Here is an 18,206-nt window from a genome sequence, read left to right on the forward strand (position 1 = left end):
CGCTTTAGGCGAATGAAGCATTGCCGCGCAGCTTGCGGGTCACGGCGATGCCAAGGCCGATGAAAACCATCAGCAGGATGCCCTGGGTGATGGTGAAAGGCGGCTCGGCAAGGGTTGGCGCGGCTTCGCGCAAGGCCGGGATTTTGCTGAAAATCTGCGCCACCAGCACAAAGAACAGGAAATACAGGCTGGCCACCAGGCCACCGGCATGAACCAAACGCCAGGCGCCGCGCAGATGAAAGTGATAACGCGCCAGCAGGGTGGGCAGCAGCACCAGCAGGGCAACGATGCCGGTGCCATGCGACGGCAGGAATTGCGTGAACGGAAAAGCGAAGCCGCTGGCCGAGGTGAACAAAGCCGTGCCGAGGAACAGCTTGGCCAGGCCGCCGCCGCGCGGATCGCCCTTCAGCAATTCCGCCACCACCGCCATACCAGCGCCGATAGCGACAAAACTGACCAGCGTATGCACGATGGTGAGGGTAAGGACATACATGGGGCGACCTCCGGCTGGACCTGACGCCACCATGCGCCAGCATTGCACACTGCGCTACTATACAGAGGTTTGATCAGAACCAGGCCGGCTGCATCTCCAGCGTGGCCGGCTCCAGCCGCGCCAGCAAGGGCAGCCAGTAATCCAGCTTGGCCAGTTCATAGGCATAGAAATAGCGGCAGGCGGCCAGCTTGCCCTGATAGAAATCGGCATCGCGCTGCGCATCATTGTGCAAGGCCGCCGCTGCCACATTGGCCTGGCGCAGCCACATCCAGGCAATCACCACATGGCCCAGCATGTCGAGATACAGCGTGGCATTAGCCAGATAGAGCGCCAGGCGGCCGTCTTTCATCGCCGGCAGCATGGCCTGGGTGGCCTGTTCCACCCGCTGCAAAGCCGCTTCCAGCGCGGCAGCGTAAGGCGTCACCAGCGGATCAGCGGCGGCGGCAATATCGGCGCGTATGGTGGCCAGCAGCAGTGCAAAGCCGGCGCCGCCCTGCATCACGATCTTGCGGCCGAGCAGGTCCATGCCCTGCACACCATGGGTGCCTTCATGGATCGGGTTGAGCCGGTTGTCGCGGTAATACTGCTCCACCGGATAATCCCGCGTATAGCCATAGCCGCCCAGCACCTGGATGGCATGTTTGTTGGCTTCCAGGCAGAATTCGCTGGGCCAGGATTTCACCATCGGCGTCAGCATATCCAGCAGCAAGGTGGCCTGCTGCTTCTCCGCCGGCGAGGCGGCGGTATGTTCAATATCCACCAGATGCGCGGCATAGAGGCACAGCGCCAGCGCGCCTTCCACCGCCGCTTTCTGCGCCAGCAGCAGGCGGCGGATATCGGCATGCTGGATGATCGGCAGCGGCGCCGAGGCCGGGTCCTTGTTATCCGGGGCGCGCCCCTGAAGGCGCTGGCGGGCATAATCCAGGCTGTAGCGATAGCCGGCGATGCCCAAAGCGGTGGCGCCGAGGCCAACGCCGATCCGCGCCTCGTTCATCATCATGAACATGTATTCCAGGCCGCGATGCGGCTGGCCGATCAACTGCCCGATACAATCGCCGTTTTCGCCAAAAGACAGCAGCGTGTTGGTGGTGCCGCGAAAGCCCATCTTGTGATTAAGCCCGGCAAGCTGCACATCATTGCGCGCACCCAGGCTGCCATCGTCGTTGACGCGGAATTTCGGCACCGTGAACAGCGAGATGCCACGCACCCCGGCCGGCGCGCCATCAATCCGGGCCAGCACCAGATGCACGATGTTTTCCGACAATTCATGTTCGCCGCCGGAAATCCACATCTTGCTGCCGCTGATGCGATAGCTGCCATCGGCCAGCGGCGTGGCGCGGCTGCGGATATCGGCCAGGCCCGAGCCGGCCTGCGGTTCAGACAGGCACATGGTGCCGAAAAAACGCCCGCTCAGCATAGGCGCCATGTAGCGCGCCTTCTGGTCGGCATTGCCAAAGGCGCCGATCAGATTGGCGGCGCCGATGGTGAGGAAGGCATAGCCGGTGGAGGCGACATTGGCGGCGTTGAAACAGGCAAAGCAGCCTTGCAGCAGGCTCCAGGGTAATTGCTGGCCGCCCTCGTCATAAGGCCGGTGCGCCGCCATGAAGCCGACGCCGACAAACTGATCCAGCGCCGCCCGCACCTCCGGGATAATCGTCACCGTCTTGCCATCGAAGCTCGGCTCATGCAGGTCGTTCTTGCGGTTATGGGTCTGGAAATGCTCGGCGGCGATAACCTGGGCGGTATCCAGCGCGGCGTTCAGGGTTTCGCGGTCGTGATCGGCAAAAAATGGGCGTTCGGCCAGCTGCTGCACCCGCAACAGTTCAAAAAGCTGGAAATCCAGATCGCGGCGATCAATCGTGCTGAGCGTGTTTTCGGCGGCCATGGCGTTCTCTCCCGTTTCCGGGCGCGACGCTGCCCGATTCCCCAGTCAGCGTCAATTGATTGATCCGGCGCCGCCCGGGGGCTATAAGGCGGCAGCTTTCCCGCCTATTTCCAGCCTTTGAGGCCCGCATGATCCCGCGCTACACCCGCCCCGAAATGGCCGCCATCTGGGAACCGGAAATGAAGTTCCGGCTCTGGTTTGAAATCGAGGCACATGCCTGCGACGCCCAGGCCAAGCTGGGCGTGATCCCGAAGGCGGCAGCCAAGGAAGTGTGGAAGAAGGGCCAGTGGGAAATCGACCGCATCGATGCCATCGAGCGCGAGACCAAGCATGACGTGATCGCCTTCCTCACCAACCTGGCGGAATATGTCGGCCCGGCAGCGCGCTTTGTGCACCAGGGTATGACATCCTCGGATGTGCTGGATACCTGCTTCAACCTGCAACTGGTGAAGGCCGCCGACCTTTTGCTGGCCGGCTGCGACCGTGTGCTCAAGGCGCTGGCCGAGCGCGCCTTTGAATACAAGCTGCTGCCCTGCATCGGCCGCAGCCATGGCATCCATGCCGAGCCGGTGACTTTCGGCCTCAAGCTGGCCGGATATCATGCCGAATTCCAGCGCGCCCGCCGCCGCCTCGAACTGGCGCGTGAGGAAGTGGCCACCTGCGCCATCTCGGGCGCAGTAGGCACCTTCGCCAATATCGATCCGCGTGTGGAAGAGCATGTCGCCAAGCAGCTTGGCCTGCGCCCCGAGCCGGTCAGCACCCAGGTGATTCCGCGCGACCGCCATGCCGCCTATTTTGCCCATCTCGCCGTGGTGGCTTCCTCCATCGAACGGCTGGCAACTGAAATCCGCCACCTGCAACGCAGTGAAGTGATGGAGGCCGAGGAATATTTCTCGCCCGGCCAGAAGGGCTCGTCGGCGATGCCGCACAAGCGCAACCCGGTGCTGACCGAGAACCTGACCGGCCTGGCCCGGCTGGTGCGTTCGGCGGTGGTGCCGGCGCTGGAGAATGTGGCTTTGTGGCATGAGCGCGATATCAGCCATTCCTCGGTGGAGCGCGGCATCGGCCCGGATGCCACCATCCATCTTGATTTTGCGCTGCACCGGCTGGCCGGCGTGGTCGAAAAGCTGGTGGTGTATCCGGAAAACATGATGAAGAACCTGGACCGCTTCGGCGGCCTGGTGCATTCGCAGCGTATCCTGCTGGCGCTGACCCAGGCCGGCCTGAGCCGCGAGGACAGCTACCGCCTGGTGCAGAAGCATGCCATGGTGATCTGGCGCGAGGGCGGCGATTTCCTCAAGCTGCTCCAGGGCGAACCGGAAGTGACCGCCAAGCTGAAGCCGAAGCAGCTCGCCGATCTGTTTGACCTCGGCTACCACCTCAAGCATGTGGACACCATCTTCCGCCGCGTGTTTGGCCCCAAGGCCGTGGCGGCCCATGCCAAGGCGGTGAGCAGCAAGCCGGGCAAGGCGCGCGCCAAGGTGAAGAAACCGGAAAAAGCCAAGAAGGCCAGGAAGCCGAAAGCAAAGGCAAAACCGAAGAAAGCCTGAGCCAGCCGCATCATTGACACCCGCGCCACGATCCATGCAGTCTCTTCCTAACGATAACAAAAGGGAGAGACGCCATGATCGAGGCCCTGCGCACGCCGGACGAGCGGTTTGACAATCTGCCCGGCTATGATTTCAAGCCGCATTATCTTGAGCATGCCAATGGCCTGCGCATGCATTACCTGGATGAAGGCCGGCATGGCGGCAAAACCTTCCTGTGCCTGCATGGCCAGCCGACCTGGAGCTATCTTTACCGCCAGATGATCCCGCTGCTGGTGCAGGCCGGCCATCGTGTGGTGGCGCCTGACCTGTTCGGCTTCGGCAAATCCGACAAGCCGCGCGAGGATGCGGTCTACACTTTCGATTTCCACCGCGACAGCCTGATCGCGCTGATCCGGGCGCTCAACCTGCAAAACACCGTGCTGGTATGCCAGGATTGGGGCGGCCTGCTCGGCCTGACGATCCCGAAGAAGATGCCGGAGCGGTTCAGTGGCTTGCTGGTGATGAACACGGCACTCGCCACCGGCGATGCGCCACTGACCCAGGGCTTCCTGGATTGGCGTGCATGGAACAACAAGAATCCCGACATGGCGGTCGGCAAGCTGATGCAGCGCAGTTGCCCGCAGCTATCACCGGCCGAGGCCGCCGCCTATGACGCGCCCTATCCTGATCTGCATTACAAGGGCGGCGTGCGCCGCTTCCCCAATCTGGTGCCGGATAATCCCGATGCGCCGGGCACCGAAACCTCGCGCAACGCCCGGGATTTCTGGCGCAACGACTGGCAGGGCAAAAGCGCCATGGTGATCGGCATGGCCGACCCGGTGCTGGGCGCGCCGGTGATGCAGGCGCTGCACAAACAAATCCGCAATTGCCCAGCCCCCATCGAAGTGGCCGAGGCCGGGCATTTTGTGCAGGAATGGGCGCCGCTTTTCACCACGCAGGCGCTGGCGCTGCTGGATTGAGACAAAAAAACACCCCCGCCGGGAATGGCGGGGGTGCTGGAAAAGTTGGTCTGCTACTGGGCAATTACTTGGCGAAGATCATCTCGTCATGGGCGAAGGCCTTGAATTCCAGCGCGTTGCCCGAGGGATCGAGGAAGAACATGGTGTATTGCTCGCCGACCTCGCCCTCGAAACGCACATAGGGCTCGATGACAAATTTGGTGCCGACCGACTGCATCTTCTCGGCCAGTGCCTTCCATTCCGGAATATTCAGCACCACGCCGAAATGCTTCACCGGCACGGCATGGTCGTCCACATCGCTGGTCTTGGCATGGCCACATTCCTCGGGCGCCAGATGCGCCACGATCTGATGGCCGAACAGATCAAAATCCACCCAGTTATCGGCCGAGCGGCCTTCCGGGCAGCCGAGCAGATCGCCATAGAAGCTGCGCGCCGCCGCAATGTCATGCACCGGGAAGGCGAGATGGAACGGGCGGATCGGCTTGCCGCCATTCGGCAGCGTGCTGGTTTCGGGTTTCGCGGTCGGGGTCAGGGCATTCATGGCTGGCTCCAAATCTGGGGGGGCGTATCAGCGCTGATCCTAACCATTGGCGCCGGCGCCACAATCGATTTAAACTCGCCCAGCCATGAGTTTTCCTCATAACAACCCACCCGGCGAGAGCGGCCCTCTGCCCTCCCTGAACGCCCTGCGCGCCTTTGCCGCCGCCGGGCGCCATCTCAGTTTCACCCGCGCCGCCGCCGAATTGCATGTCACCCAGGGCGCGGTGAGCCGGCTGGTGAAGCAGTTGGAAGCCGATCTGGGGGTGCAGCTTTTCCGCCGCGGCCCGCGCGGCCTGGAACTGACCGAAATCGGCGGCGCCTATCTGCCCGCCTTGCAGGATGCCTTCGAGCGGTTATTTGCCGCCACCCGCCTGGTGGCCCGCGCCGGGCGCCCGGCCAACCGGCTGACCATTGCCACCCTGCCCACCCTGGCAATGCGCTGGTTCATGCCGCGCCTGGCGGATTTCCAGCGCCGCCACCCGGAAATATCGGTGGATGTGACCAGCGCCGACCGCCCGATCGATTTCGCACGCGAGGCCATTGATGTGGGCATCCAATATGGCCCGCCGGCTGGGCGTGACACCTGGCCCGAGGGCCTGGCCGCCAGTTTCCTGTTCCCCGAAACCGTGCTGCTGGTGGGCAGCCCCGCTCTGCTGAAAAGCCGCCCGGTGAAACGGCCCGAGGATGTGCGGCGCCACACCCTGCTGACCCATTCCACCCGCCCGGAAGCCTGGGCGGAATGGTTTGCCGCTGCCGGTCTGAAGCCAGCACCACAGCAGCATGGCCCCGGTTTTGAGCATTTTTTCATGTCGATTGAAGCGGCGGCCAATGGCCTTGGCCTGGCCCTGGTGCCGGATTTTTTCATCAGCGCCGAATTGCGCGATGGCCGCCTGATCGAACCCTTGCCCGAGCATCGTGTGCAGCGGCGCGGCGGCTATTATTTGCTGCACCAGCAGGGCCGCGAGCGCGAACCGGCGATCCGTGCCTTCCGCGACTGGCTGCACAACAGCCAGGAAATCAGCTTGTGATGCATGACACAGCCAGCAGCCCCGGCATTGGCTAAGCAATAGTCTCACATTCAGTGACGAGTTCGTAACCGCCATGTTTGCCAGTCTGCGTCAATCGCGCTTCTATCCGCTGCTGCTGCTCGTCGCTACCGGCACCACGCTCGGCCTGTCCACGCCATTTGCCAAAGTGGCACTGGACCAGGGTATTTCGCCGGTCGCCTTTGCCTTCTGGCAGAATTTAATCGGCGGCCTGCTGTTGCTTGTGCTGGCCTGCGCCACCGGCAGCCGGCCCGTGGCATCGGCACAGCATCTACGCTTTTTTCTGATCAGCGGCTTCATAACCCTGGCATTGCCGCATGTGCTTATTTTTCTTGCCGTGGCCCGCATCGGGGCCGGACTGCCGAGCGTTGTCTATGCCTTCCCCACCCTCCTCACCTACAGCCTTGCCCTGCTGCTCGGGATGGAAAAACTTGTCTGGCGGCGCGCTGCCGGCATCGGCCTCGGGCTGGTCGGCATCCTGCTGATCCTGGTGCCGCGCAGCGGCCCGGTCGCCGGGCCGGATTTACCCTGGATGCTGCTGGCCTTCATCGCGCCGGTTGCCCTGGCCATTGGCAACATCTATCGCACCCGTGCCTGGCCGCAGAATGCAGCGCCATTGCTGCTGGCGGCGGGTACACTTCTGGCTGCGGCGCTCTGGCTGCTGCTGGCCGGTGGCGCCATGGCGCTGGTTTCCAGCCCAAGGCTCTATCTGCCTGGCCACGGCGAAACCGACTGGGTGCTGCCGGTGGCTGGCGGTTTTGCCTGCCTGAGCTTCATCACCTATTTTGAATTGCAGCGCGTAGCCGGCCCGGTCTATCTGAGCCAGATTGGCTATGTCATCACCACCACAAGCCTGATGATCGGCGCGTTCTATTTTGGCGAAAGCTACAGCTTGCTGGTCTGGGGTGCCCTGCTGGTGATTATTTTTGGCATCCTGCTGGTCAATCAGCGCCCCAGCCAGCGGTAATCTGGGCTTTCACAGCGACCCGGCCGCAGGCTAAGCTAGCGCAGATCAGGAGTCTGCCCTATGCGCAAAGCGTTGTTTACCTTGCTGTTTTGTATGCTGCCCATTCTGGCAGTTGCGGCCGATAAGCTGGATTCCCGCCCGCGCGTGGCGGTGATTTCGGCCTTTGGCCCGGAATGGCTCACCCTAAAAGCGGCGCTGGCCGAGCCACAGAGCCATGCTGTGAACGGCATCGAATTTGTCACCGGGCGGCTTTCGGGCCGCGATGTGGTGCTGTTCCTCAGTGGCATCAGCATGGTGAATGCCACCATGAGCACCCAGATCGCCCTCAACCGCTTCGATATCAGCGGCATCGTTTTCAGCGGCATTGCCGGCGGCGTCGACCCTGGCTTGAATGTTGGCGATGTGGTGGTGGCGGATAAATGGGCGCAGTATCTGGAAGCCACCTTTGCCCGCGACCTCGGCAATCGCCGTTATGAACTACCGCCCTGGAAAAAACCTGAACAGCCGAATTACGGCATGATCTTCCCCAATGCGGTGGAGGTGCGGCGCGCCAATGCGGCGCCGGAAGCCAAATTCTGGTTTGAGGTTGATCCCGGCATGCTGGCGGCAGCACGGCGGCTCAATGATGTAACGTTACAGCATTGCGCCAGCGGCACTACCTGCCTGGAGCAGAAGCCGCGCCTGGTGCTGGGCGGCAATGGCGTTTCCGGCCAGGCCTTTGTGGATAATGCCGATTTCCGGCGCTATGTGTTTGATGCCTTCCAGGCGCGCGTGCTGGATATGGAAAGTGCGGCGGTGGCGATGGTGGCCTATGCCAATGGCGTGCCGTTCATCGCCTTCCGCAGCCTGTCCGATCTGGCCGGCGGCGAAAAAGGCGGCAACGAAATGGCTACCTTCATGCGCTTGGCTTCCGATAATTCCGCCGCAATGGTGCGGCGTTTCCTGGAAGTATGGGCGCCGCCGCGCTGACTTGAACGCCCGATTATTCGCCGGCGCGTGGCGTTACCGGGGCGCGTTCCAGCATGGTGCCGACGCCATGCGCGGTGAACAATTCGAGCAGCAGCACATGCGGGATGCGGCCATCCAGGATATGCGCCGCATGCACACCGCCGCGCACCGCATCCAGGCAGGTTTCCAGCTTCGGGATCATGCCGCCGGAAATGGTGCCATCACCCATCAGCATCAGCGCTTCTTTCGGCGTCAGCTTCGGGATCAGGTGCTTGTCCTTGTTCAGCACGCCGGCCACATCGGTGAGCATCAGCAGCTTGGCCGCGCCCACCGCCGAGGCAATCGCGCCGGCTGCCGTGTCGGCATTGATGTTGTAGGTTTCGCCATGCTCGCCGATGCCGATCGGCGCCACCACCGGGATGATGTTGGAATTCTGCAAGGTGCGCAGGATATCCGGGTTGACCTTGACCGGCTCGCCGACAAAGCCGAGATCAAGCAGCTTCTCGATATTCGAGCCGGGATCGCGCACCGAGCGGCGCAGCTTGCGCGCCTCGATCAGCCGGCCATCCTTGCCCGACAGGCCGATGCCGATGCCGCCGACGCTGTTGATCGCGGTGACAACCTGTTTGTTGATCGAGCCGGCCAGCACCATTTCCACGATCTCCACCGTGGCCTGGTCGGTAACACGCAGGCCATCGATGAATTCGCTCTTGATCTTGAGCCGGTCGAGCATGGCGCCGATCTGCGGCCCGCCGCCATGCACCACGATGGGATTGATGCCCACCTGCTTGATCAGCACCACGTCGCGGGCAAATTCCTGCGCCAGATGCTCGTCGCCCATGGCATGGCCGCCATACTTGATCACCATGGTCTGACCGGCGAAGCGGCGCATATAGGGCAGCGCTTCCGACAGCACCTTGGCGGTTTCCTGCAAATGCGATTCCAAGGGCTTGGGGCCGGCGGTTTTCATTGGGCGTTTCCGTTTCTGGACGAAATCGGGCCTATATAAAGCGGTTTAAACCAGCCCCGCAAGCTCGGCGCGGAGTTCTGGTATGCCGAGCGCCTTTTCGCTGGAGGTGAACAGCACTTCCGGATGCGCAGCAACGCGGCGGCTGACCTTGGCGCGGGTTTCAGCCAGACGCGCGGCGGCCTCGACCGGCTTCACCTTGTCGGCCTTGGTCAGCACCACCTGGTAGACCACGGCCGAGGCGTCGAAAATCTCCATGATGTCGAGATCGCTGTCCTTGAGGCCATGGCGGCCATCCACCAGCAGCAGCACGCGGCGCAGGTTGGGCCGGCCCTTGAGAAAATCCACCGCCAGGCGGGTCCAGTCGGCCGCCACCTGCTTGCCAGCCTGCGAATAGCCATAGCCCGGCAGATCCACCAGCATCAGCTTGCCGCCGAGCGAGAAGAAATTGAGCTGCTGGGTGCGGCCCGGCGTGTTGGAAACACGCGCCAGGGTTTTGCGCCCGGTGAGCGCATTGACCAGGCTGGACTTGCCAACATTGGAGCGGCCGGCAAAGGCGATTTCCGGCAAGGATGGCGCCGGCAGCATTTCGGCGATCATCGCCCCGGCGACAAAATCGCAAGGGCCGGCGAAAAGCAGCCGGCCCTTCTCGATCTGTGCCGCGCTGTATTGCGGCTCGCTCATCCTGGCGTCACTTCGCAGGCGGCGGCGTGGGATCGGCACCGCCGCCGATCTTCACACCCATGCGGCGCATGATGATGATCTGCTGGATGATGCTGAGCGTGTTGTTCCACGACCAGTAGATCACCAGGCCGGAAGCGAAGGAACCGAGCATGAAGGTGAACACCACCGGCATGAGGGCAAAAATCTTCTGCTGTACCGGATCCGGCGGCTGCGGATTGAGGCGCATCTGCAGCCACATGGTGATGCCCATGATGATCGGCCAGACGCCGAGCGACAGGATGTGCAGCATGCCGCCGAAGGCAAAGACCGCGGGCACATCGTAGGGCAGTAGGCCGAACAGGTTGATCCACGAAGTTGGATCAGGCGCCGAAAGATCGTGAATCCAGCCGAAAAATGGCGCATGGCGCATTTCGATGCTGATATACAGCACCTTGTAGAGCGCGAAGAAAACCGGGATCTGCAACAGGATCGGCAAGCAGCCAGCGGCTGGATTGACCTTCTCCTTCTTGTACAGCTCCATCAATTCCTTCTGCATCGCCTCGCGATTTTCGCCATGGCGCTCGCGCAGGCGCTGCATTTCGGGTTGCAGCTTCTTCATCGCGCTCATCGCCACATAGGATTTGTAGGCGAGCGGGAAGAACAGCAGCTTCACGATCACGGTGACAATCAGCATGGCCACGCCGATATTGCCAGCCCAGCCATGGAACCAATGGATCGCGAAGAACATCGGCTTGGTGAGATACGGGAACCAGCCCCAGTCAATCACCAGGTCGAAACGCGGAATCTGGTGCCGCTCCTCGTAGCGGTTGACCAGTTCGGTCTGCTTGGCGCCAACGAACAGCAGGCTGGCCGATTGCGCCTTGGCGCCGGCTGCCACGGCCACGCCGCCGCCAAGCCAATCAACCTGGAAGCGGTCGGCGCCCGGCGTGCCGCCATGGGTGAAGCGGCCCTTGATATTCTGCTCAACACCCGGCACCAGCGCGGTAAGCCAGTATTTGTCGGTGAAGCCGAGCCAGCCGCCCACCGAGTCGAATTCGGCATTCTTATCTTTGGCCAGATCGCCGTAGGGCACTTCCTTCAACGTGCCCTTCTCATCCGCTTTGGGGCGGAACACGCCCAGCGGACCTTCATAAAGGATATAGAGGCCATCGGTCTTGGGCAGGCCATGGCGCGACAGCAGCGCATAGGGGAACAGCGTGAGCGGCTTGTCGCTCTTGTTCTCGATGCCCTGCACCACGTTGAACATGAAATTATCGTCGAGCGAGATGGCGCGGGTGAATACCAGACCCTCGCCGTTATCCCAGCTCAGTGTCACCGTCTCGCCGGTCTTGAGCGTGGTCTTGTCGGCGCTCCAGCGCGTCTGCGGCCCGGGCAGCTTGGTGCTGTCGCCGGGCGCCGCAGTCCAGCCGAATTCGGCATAATAGGGATGCGGCGCGCCAGCCGGCGACAACAGCGTGATCGGCGGGCTGTTGGGCGCCAGCTCTTCCTTGTAATCCGGCAGGATCACGTCATCGACCCGGCCGCCGACCAAATTGATCGAGCCGCGCAGGCGCTGGCCTTCAATCGTCACACGCGGGGTTTGCGCCACCACCGCAGCGCGGCTGGCACCCGTAACAACCGGGCCGGCGGCGCCGGGCAGGGCCGGCAGCGCGTTCAGGCCCGGCGCAGCACCTGGGGCCGGCGTCGGCACAGCCGAGCCATCCGGATTGGTCACCTGCGTGGTGGCGGCCTTCTGCGCCGCCTGTTCGGCACGCAGTTTTTCCTGGCGCGGCGCATCCACGAAGAATTGGAAACCGAGCATGATCGCAAGCGACAGCGCAATGGCGATGATGAGGTTCTTCTGGTCTGACATGCTCTACGAATCCGCCTTGTTGGCCGGGGCGAGGTTACTATTCTGCCCTGGTGGCTCCCCGATCGGGGGAACCGGATCGAAACCGCTGGAACCGAACGGCTGGCAACGCGCCAGGCGCCGCACGGTGAGATATGTCCCGCGCCAGGCACCATGACGTTCCAGCGCCTCCAGTGCATAGCACGAGCAGGTTGGCTGGAAGCGGCAGTTATGCCCTACCCAGGGGGAGAGAAACAACCGGTAGGCCCGGATTGGCAAGGCTACCAGACGAGCGGGAAAGGAATATGACACCGGCGCGGTCACGCGCCCGGCTCCGGCGAGGCGGCCAGCACGGGGACAGCCTGCCACAGCTTAAGCCGCCGCAAGGCGGCTTCCAGATCGCGGCGCAATTCAGCAAAGCCCCGTTCCGGCGTGGCCTTGCGCGCCACCAGCACATATTCATGGCCGGGCACGGCATGCTGCGGCATGATTTCACGCGCCAATGCTTTCAGCCGCCGGCGGGCGCGGTTGCGCAGCACGGCATTGCCGACCTTGCGCGAGGCGGTAAAGCCAACGCGGATAGCTGCACGGGATGAGCTTTCGGGTGCCAGCGCGGCCTGCAACAGCAGACCCGGCTGGGCCGAGCGCCGCTCGGCGCCCTGCACCCGCAGATACTCCGCCCGGCGGCGGAGCCGTTCAAGGCTGTCCGTCGCCATCAGGCGGTGCCGCTCGGGAAATCAGGCCGAGAGCTTCTTGCGCCCGATGGCGCGGCGGGAAGCCACCACCTTACGACCACCAACGGTGGCCATGCGCGCGCGAAAACCGTGGCGGCGCTTGCGCACCAGCTTGCTGGGTTGATAAGTCCGTTTCACAACCGCTCTCCATCGAAAAGCGTAAAAAAGGGCCTTTGCAGGCCCCGCCAAAATCGTGCCGCTGTATAAGGGCTGGCGCTGCGGGAGTCAACGATATAAGCCAGCAAAGCTTTTCAGGGCCGAATCTCGTTGACGGATGCGCCCCGACACCCTATAACCCGCCCCGATTTTCGGATTCCCAGCAGGGATTTCGGATTCCTATTGGGCAGTTTGCTAGAAAGAGGTCTGTCATGGCTCGTCGCTGCGAAGTGACCGGCAAGGGCGTTCAGTTCGGCCACAATGTGAGCCACGCCAATAATAAGACGCTCCGGCGTTTTATGCCGAATCTGCATGGGGTTACCCTGATTTCCGAGGCTCTGGGCCGCAACGTCAAGTTGCGCCTCTCTGCGCAGGGCCTGCGCTCGGTGGAGCATAACGGTGGTTTGGATAATTGGCTGGTCAAGACCGCCGATGCCAAGCTTTCGATTGATGCCAAGAAGCTGAAGCGTCAGATCAAGAAGGCCCGGGCTGCCGCTCCGGCAGCCTGATTTAACCTTCCAGAACTTGAAACGCCCGCACGGCCAAAAGGCCGCATTGCGGGCGTTTTAGTTATTTTCAGCCTTTCTCCGGCAATCTGAACAGCATAAGCAGGCTGCGCTGGAACGGGCTTTGATTGTCGTCCGACATCAAATAGAGCCAGAGCGTGCCATCCTCGGCGCGGCGCACATCCATCGCCTCCAGGTTATCATTGGCATAAGGCCGGCTCCATTCGGCCAGGATTTCCGCCGGCAACACGCTGCCATCTGGCGCTGCCCGCAAATCGGCCGCCGCGACTCGGCTGAGCCGGGCGCCCCAGCCATTGAGCCAGCGAAAGGCGCGTTCCAGCACCAGCAGGCCACCATCCGGCAGCCCCACTGCATCGGTGGGAAAAAAATCGCCCCGGCGCTGCCAGGATAAACGTCGCCAAGTTTCGCCCTGCTGCAACCATACCGGCGAAATCCCGGATTCGCCGGGCAGCGATTCTTCGGCAATCATCAGCACGGCCCCATCAGGCGCCAGCACCGCCACACTTTCCAGGCCGCCATTCTCCGGCAGCTTCGCGGCTTCAGGCGGCAGCCGCAGCCGTTCTTCGGCTGCTCCCGGCGCCGCCCCCAATGCTGGCGGGCGATAGCGCAGCAGCCGGTGGCGACGCTCAAAACCAACCAGGAAATCGCCATTGCCGGCGCGCCGCAGCGATTCGGCATCAACCCACTGGCCTTTCAACCGCCCTGATGTTCCGACTCCGAATAACGGCGCCAGCCAGGCCCGCTCTATGCCCCGCGGCAATCCGGCGGCATCGCGCTGCAATTCCAGCCGCAGCCAATGACCGCGATCCGATACCGCCCATAAGCCGGCACCAGCATTATCAACAGCCAGCCCGGAATAGCCGCCAAAATCATCATCGCTGGCGGCGAGAATCAGGCCGCCGAGATATTCCAGCCGGCCCAGTCTGCGCTCGGTCGGGGCTTCCGGATTTAGTTCCAATGCCAGACTGCGGACCATAACCGGCCGGGCTGCCTCCGGCATCTGCCCCCAGGCCGGGGTATATACAGCCCAGAACAGCAGAATCAGGGCAAACCGCGTTGGGCAAAAGGCCGCAAATCCTGTTACTCTCGGCATCGGAAACCCTCTAACCCGGCGGCATGCCACATCATATGCAGAAGCGTAGCAACATCACGCTGTATTTGTCTGCCTTTCTGGGCCTGGTGCTGCTGCTGCTGGCCGGAACTGTGCTGCTACAGCTTTACCGCCAGCGTGCGGAAACGCTGAGCCAGGCGCAGCAGCAGGCGGCCGCCACAGCGCAATTGCTCGACGAACATGCCGCGCGCACCTTTTCCAGCGTTGATCTGTTCCTCCAGTATTTTGCCGATGGTGTTTCCGATACCGGCATGCTGAATCCGCTGCCGCTGGCCGATATCCGCCGCCGCATGAACAGCATGATGAGCGACTTGCCGCAGCTCCGCGCCTGGCTGGTGCTGAATCCGGCCGGCATTGCGGTGCTGGACAGCGCCGCCGATCCACCGCGCGCCTTGCAGGCAGCCGACCGCGAATATTTCCAGGTTCATGTTGAACGGGCAGATGCCGGCCTGTTCATCGGCCCGCCGGTGCAAAGCCGGCTCAATGGCAAATGGGCGCTCAGTGTCAGCCGGCGCATCCGACAGGCAGATGGCAGTTTTGGCGGCGTGATCGTGGCGGCGGTGGATCCGGAATATTTCGCCGGCGTTTATGAGCGCATGCAGCCGCAGCCGCATTCGCTGCTGGCGCTGTATCGTGCCGATGGCACCCGGCTGCTGCGCCACACGCCGCAGCGGCTTGATATCGGCGGCAGCTTTAACAATCCGGATTATCTCGCCATGCTGGAGCGTGCGCCGCAGGGCCAGTTGGTTTCCAGCGGCGGCAATGACGGCGTGCAGCGCTTTGTTGCCTATCGCCGTGTGCCGAGCCTGCCGCTGGTGGTGTTGGCCGGCCTGTCGCCGGATGACGTGCTGGCCAGCTGGCGCCAGAATGTGGTTGCCTATGGCGCCCTGCTCACCGCCGGACTGCTGATCAGCATCTGCCTGGGATTTCTGCTGCGGCGCCAGATCGGCGCCACGCGCCAGGCTGAACAGCGGCTGACCGAGGCGCTGGAGCATATGCCGGACGGTTTTGTGCTCTATGACGAACATGACCGCCTGGTGCTGTTCAACAGCCGCAGCGCCGATATTTTCCCGTCGCTGAACGCGCCGGATGCCATCGGACGTACCTATTCCGATCTGATTCGCGCCGTTATCGACCAGAACGGCTTCATCATGGATCAGACTGATTTTGGTCTATGGCTGGAAAAGCGTGAGCGGATGTTGCGGCAGGATCGCCACGGTTATGCCGTGGAACGCCGCTTCCCCGATGGCCGCTGGCTGCGCATCTCGGAACAGCCGACCGGCGATGGCGGCATGGTGGGCATCCTGACCGATGTGACGGCGCTGAAACATGCCGAACAGCGGCTGCGTGATGCCATCGAGACCATCGACGAAGGCTTTGCGCTCTACGACCCGGGCGGCTTCCTGGTGCTGGCCAACCGCCGCTTTTACGATCTCACCGGCCATGACCCGAAACTGGTCAAACCCGGCATCCACGGGCTGGAACTGGTGCGGCGGGTGGTGGAGCAAAAGCTCTGGCAATTGCAGCCGGCTGAAGCCGCAGAAATGCGCCGCCGCACCGAGGAGGATTTCCTCAACCCATCGGGCCAGCCGCTGGATGTGGAATACCGCCCGGGGCAATGGATGCGCGTAACGCGGCAGCGCATCGCGCAAGGCGGCATGATCGCCACCTTTGCCGACATATCCGATATCAAACGCGCCGAGCAGCGCCTGCGCGATTCGATTGAAAGCCTGCCTGACGGCTTCCTGCTCTATGATGCCGATGGGCGCATGGTGCTGGCCAATCACCGCTTCTACCAGATCAGCGGCCACGATCCGGCGATCATCCGCCCCGGCGCGCATATGGAATTGCTGTTTGAGGAAATCGTGCGTCGCCGCCTGGTGGATAATCCGGCACTCGACCAGCTCAGTTTCCGCCAGGCCCTGCGCCAGACCCTGCATGATCCGGATGGCAAGCCGCTCATCGCTGAGCCGCGCCCCGGCCTCTGGCTGCGCATCACGCGCCACCGCATTGCCGATGGCGGCGTGATCTCGATCTTCTCTGATATCAGCGAAGTGAAACGCGCCGAGCGCCAGTTGGTGGATGCCATTGAAAGCATTTCCGATGGCTTTGTGCTCTATGACCGCGAGCACCGGCTGGTGTTGTGCAACAGCCGTTTCCGCGAATTCCACCCCGAAATCGGCCATCTGCTGCTGCCCGGCACGCCGTTTGCCGATATCCTGCGCGGCAGCATTGCCGGCAAGCTGGACGACATGGCCAATGGCGAGATTGATGCCTGGCTGGCCGAACGGGTGGAACTGGGCCCAACCAGCAGCGGTAGCGCCGAATTGCGCCTGGCCGACGGGCGCTGGCTGCGCACCTCTGAACGCCCCACCGCCGATGGTGGCATGGTGGGCATCAGCACCGATATCTCGGCCCTGAAGCAACAGCAGCGCGCGCTGGAAACCAATCTGGCCGATCTCGCCACGGCCAAGCGCCAGGTGGAGGATCAGGCGGCGCGGCTCAGTGATTTGGCCGACCGCTACGCGCTGGCCAAGGATCGTGCCGAGGCGGCGAACCGCGCCAAGGGCGATTTCCTGGCCATGATGAGCCATGAAATCCGCACGCCGCTGAATGGTGTGCTTGGCTCGATAGGTTTGATGAGTGACACAGTATTGGGGGCCGAGCAGCGCAAATTGCTGGAAGCGGCGCGTGAATCTGCGGAGCATCTGCTGACGCTGCTGAACGACATCCTGGATTTCTCCAAACTGGAAGCCGGCAAGGTGCGGCTGGATGAAGTGGATTTTGATCTGCATCGTCTGGTCGAAAGCATCACCTTCATGATGGGGCCGCGCGCCGTCACCAAGGGTATCGCGCTGGATGTGGCGATTGCCGCCGATGCGCCCCGCTATCTGCGCGGCGATCCCAGCCGCATCCGGCAAATTCTGTTCAACCTGGTGGGCAATGCGATCAAGTTCACCGACAAGGGCGGCGTGACCATCGAAGTGACGGCGGCGCCGCTGCGGGAAGCTGGCCGCTACAAGGTGACCTGGGCGGTGCAGGATACCGGCATCGGCATCGCAGCCGACAAGATCGCCGACCTGTTCACGCATTTCACCCAGGCCGACCGCTCGATCAGCCGCCGCTTCGGCGGCACCGGGCTGGGCCTGGCGATCTCGAAACAATTGACCGAATTGATGGGCGGCAGCATTGGCGCCGAAAGTGAGGAATGGCATGGCAGCCGCTTCTGGTTCAGCCTGACGCTGCCTGAGGGCGAGGCCCCGGCACAGGCGGAAACCCGGCCGAGCGAAGAATTGCGCCACAATGCCCTGGGCCGGCCGCTGCGTTTGCTGGTGGCCGAGGACAATCAGGTCAACCAGATGGTGATTGCCACCATGCTGCGCCGCCTGGGCCATCATGTGCATATGGTGAATAATGGCCTGGAAGCCTGCGCCGCCGTGCAGACGGCGCCGTTTGATGTGGTGCTGATGGATGTGCAGATGCCGGAAATGGATGGCATGGCAGCCACCCGCGCCATCCGTCGTCTGCCGCCGCCCGCTGGCAATCTGCCGATCATCGCCCTTACCGCCAATGCCATGGAAGGCGACCGCGCCATCTATCTGGCCGCTGGCATGAACGGCTATGTCGCCAAGCCGATTGACCTGGGCCACCTGATGGCGGCGGTCAACAATGTGCTGGGCGCCCCCGCTGCCGGGCCTGGTCTGCCGGATGAACCGGCGCCAGCGCAAAAGCCCAACCAGGAGGGCCTGAGCGAAGCGGCGCGCAGCAAGCTTGGCTCGCTGCTCGCCTCGATCAAGAAGATCGGCTGATC

Annotated in this window: 17 protein-coding genes; 7 read left to right on the top strand and 10 right to left on the bottom strand. The window is 62.9% G+C overall.

Translation table 11 applies throughout. The features are described 5' to 3' along the window. Positions 1 to 4 precede the first annotated feature (4 nt). Positions 5 to 493: a hypothetical protein gene (locus tag KBB36_RS07680; protein WP_290978389.1), complete on the bottom strand. Its 489-nt coding sequence runs from the start codon at positions 491 to 493 to the stop codon at positions 5 to 7. Between the two features lie 73 nt (positions 494 to 566). Further along, positions 567 to 2,378, bottom strand: coding sequence for an acyl-CoA dehydrogenase (locus KBB36_RS07685; RefSeq protein WP_290978390.1), 1,812 nt, complete (start codon positions 2,376 to 2,378; stop codon positions 567 to 569). Positions 2,379 to 2,506: 128 nt separating this feature from the next. On the opposite strand from KBB36_RS07685, the gene purB reads away from it, so the two are divergent. Both purB and KBB36_RS07695 read left to right on the top strand, forming a co-directional pair. Further along, a complete protein-coding gene (gene purB / locus KBB36_RS07690; protein WP_290978391.1) occupies positions 2,507 to 3,928 on the top strand; it encodes an adenylosuccinate lyase in 1,422 nt (473 codons plus the stop codon). 74 nt (positions 3,929 to 4,002) lie between these two features. Further along, positions 4,003 to 4,887, top strand: coding sequence for a haloalkane dehalogenase (locus KBB36_RS07695; RefSeq protein WP_290978392.1), 885 nt, complete (start codon positions 4,003 to 4,005; stop codon positions 4,885 to 4,887). Between the two features lie 64 nt (positions 4,888 to 4,951). Here KBB36_RS07695 and KBB36_RS07700 read toward each other — a convergent pair whose 3' ends face one another. Beyond that, a complete protein-coding gene (locus KBB36_RS07700) occupies positions 4,952 to 5,428 on the bottom strand; it encodes a VOC family protein (protein WP_290978393.1) in 477 nt (158 codons plus the stop codon). Positions 5,429 to 5,513: 85 nt separating this feature from the next. Here KBB36_RS07700 and gcvA point away from each other — a divergent pair, with 85 nt between their 5' ends. The 3 genes from gcvA (at position 5,514) to KBB36_RS07715 (ending at position 8,409) form a co-directional block, all read left to right on the top strand. Then, positions 5,514 to 6,455: a transcriptional regulator GcvA gene (gene gcvA, locus KBB36_RS07705; protein WP_290978394.1), complete on the top strand. Its 942-nt coding sequence runs from the start codon at positions 5,514 to 5,516 to the stop codon at positions 6,453 to 6,455. Between the two features lie 73 nt (positions 6,456 to 6,528). Further along, positions 6,529 to 7,440: a DMT family transporter gene (locus KBB36_RS07710; protein ID WP_290978396.1), complete on the top strand. Its 912-nt coding sequence runs from the start codon at positions 6,529 to 6,531 to the stop codon at positions 7,438 to 7,440. 60 nt (positions 7,441 to 7,500) lie between these two features. After that, a complete protein-coding gene (locus tag KBB36_RS07715; protein WP_290978397.1) occupies positions 7,501 to 8,409 on the top strand; it encodes a 5'-methylthioadenosine/S-adenosylhomocysteine nucleosidase in 909 nt (302 codons plus the stop codon). Positions 8,410 to 8,422: 13 nt separating this feature from the next. On the opposite strand, the gene argB is transcribed toward KBB36_RS07715, so the two are convergent. From argB to rpmH, 6 genes are read right to left on the bottom strand one after another with little or no spacing between them, the layout of a single operon-like run. Beyond that, the gene (argB, locus tag KBB36_RS07720) at positions 8,423 to 9,358 is read right to left on the bottom strand and encodes an acetylglutamate kinase (RefSeq protein ID WP_290978398.1); all 936 of its coding nucleotides are present in this window, start codon (positions 9,356 to 9,358) and stop codon (positions 8,423 to 8,425) included. Between the two features lie 45 nt (positions 9,359 to 9,403). Then, positions 9,404 to 10,039, bottom strand: coding sequence for a ribosome biogenesis GTP-binding protein YihA/YsxC (yihA, locus tag KBB36_RS07725; protein WP_290978399.1), 636 nt, complete (start codon positions 10,037 to 10,039; stop codon positions 9,404 to 9,406). A gap of 7 nt (positions 10,040 to 10,046) precedes the next feature. Further along, the gene (gene yidC / locus KBB36_RS07730; RefSeq protein WP_290978401.1) at positions 10,047 to 11,891 is read right to left on the bottom strand and encodes a membrane protein insertase YidC; all 1,845 of its coding nucleotides are present in this window, start codon (positions 11,889 to 11,891) and stop codon (positions 10,047 to 10,049) included. A 3-nt stretch (positions 11,892 to 11,894) separates the two neighbouring features. Next, on the bottom strand, positions 11,895 to 12,155 hold the full coding sequence (gene yidD, locus KBB36_RS07735) for a membrane protein insertion efficiency factor YidD (protein ID WP_290978509.1): 261 nt from the start codon (positions 12,153 to 12,155) through the stop codon (positions 11,895 to 11,897). Between the two features lie 32 nt (positions 12,156 to 12,187). After that, positions 12,188 to 12,583, bottom strand: a complete 396-nt coding sequence (rnpA, locus tag KBB36_RS07740) for a ribonuclease P protein component (RefSeq protein ID WP_290978403.1) — start codon at positions 12,581 to 12,583, stop codon at positions 12,188 to 12,190. Positions 12,584 to 12,604: 21 nt separating this feature from the next. Then, complete coding sequence (gene rpmH / locus KBB36_RS07745) at positions 12,605 to 12,739, bottom strand: 50S ribosomal protein L34 (protein WP_290978405.1); 135 nt, start codon at positions 12,737 to 12,739, stop codon at positions 12,605 to 12,607. 230 nt (positions 12,740 to 12,969) lie between these two features. Here rpmH and rpmB point away from each other — a divergent pair, with 230 nt between their 5' ends. Then, positions 12,970 to 13,266, top strand: coding sequence for a 50S ribosomal protein L28 (gene rpmB / locus KBB36_RS07750; RefSeq protein WP_290978407.1), 297 nt, complete (start codon positions 12,970 to 12,972; stop codon positions 13,264 to 13,266). A gap of 67 nt (positions 13,267 to 13,333) precedes the next feature. On the opposite strand, the gene KBB36_RS07755 is transcribed toward rpmB, so the two are convergent. Then, a complete protein-coding gene (locus KBB36_RS07755; protein WP_290978409.1) occupies positions 13,334 to 14,260 on the bottom strand; it encodes an esterase-like activity of phytase family protein in 927 nt (308 codons plus the stop codon). A 152-nt stretch (positions 14,261 to 14,412) separates the two neighbouring features. Between KBB36_RS07755 and KBB36_RS07760 the strand changes: the two genes are divergently transcribed. Then, positions 14,413 to 18,204, top strand: a complete 3,792-nt coding sequence (locus KBB36_RS07760) for a PAS-domain containing protein (RefSeq protein ID WP_290978411.1) — start codon at positions 14,413 to 14,415, stop codon at positions 18,202 to 18,204. Positions 18,205 to 18,206 lie beyond the last annotated feature (2 nt).

This window comes from Ferrovibrio sp. (assembly GCF_017994015.1).
In the GTDB taxonomy this organism is placed as follows: Bacteria; Pseudomonadota; Alphaproteobacteria; order Ferrovibrionales; family Ferrovibrionaceae; genus Ferrovibrio.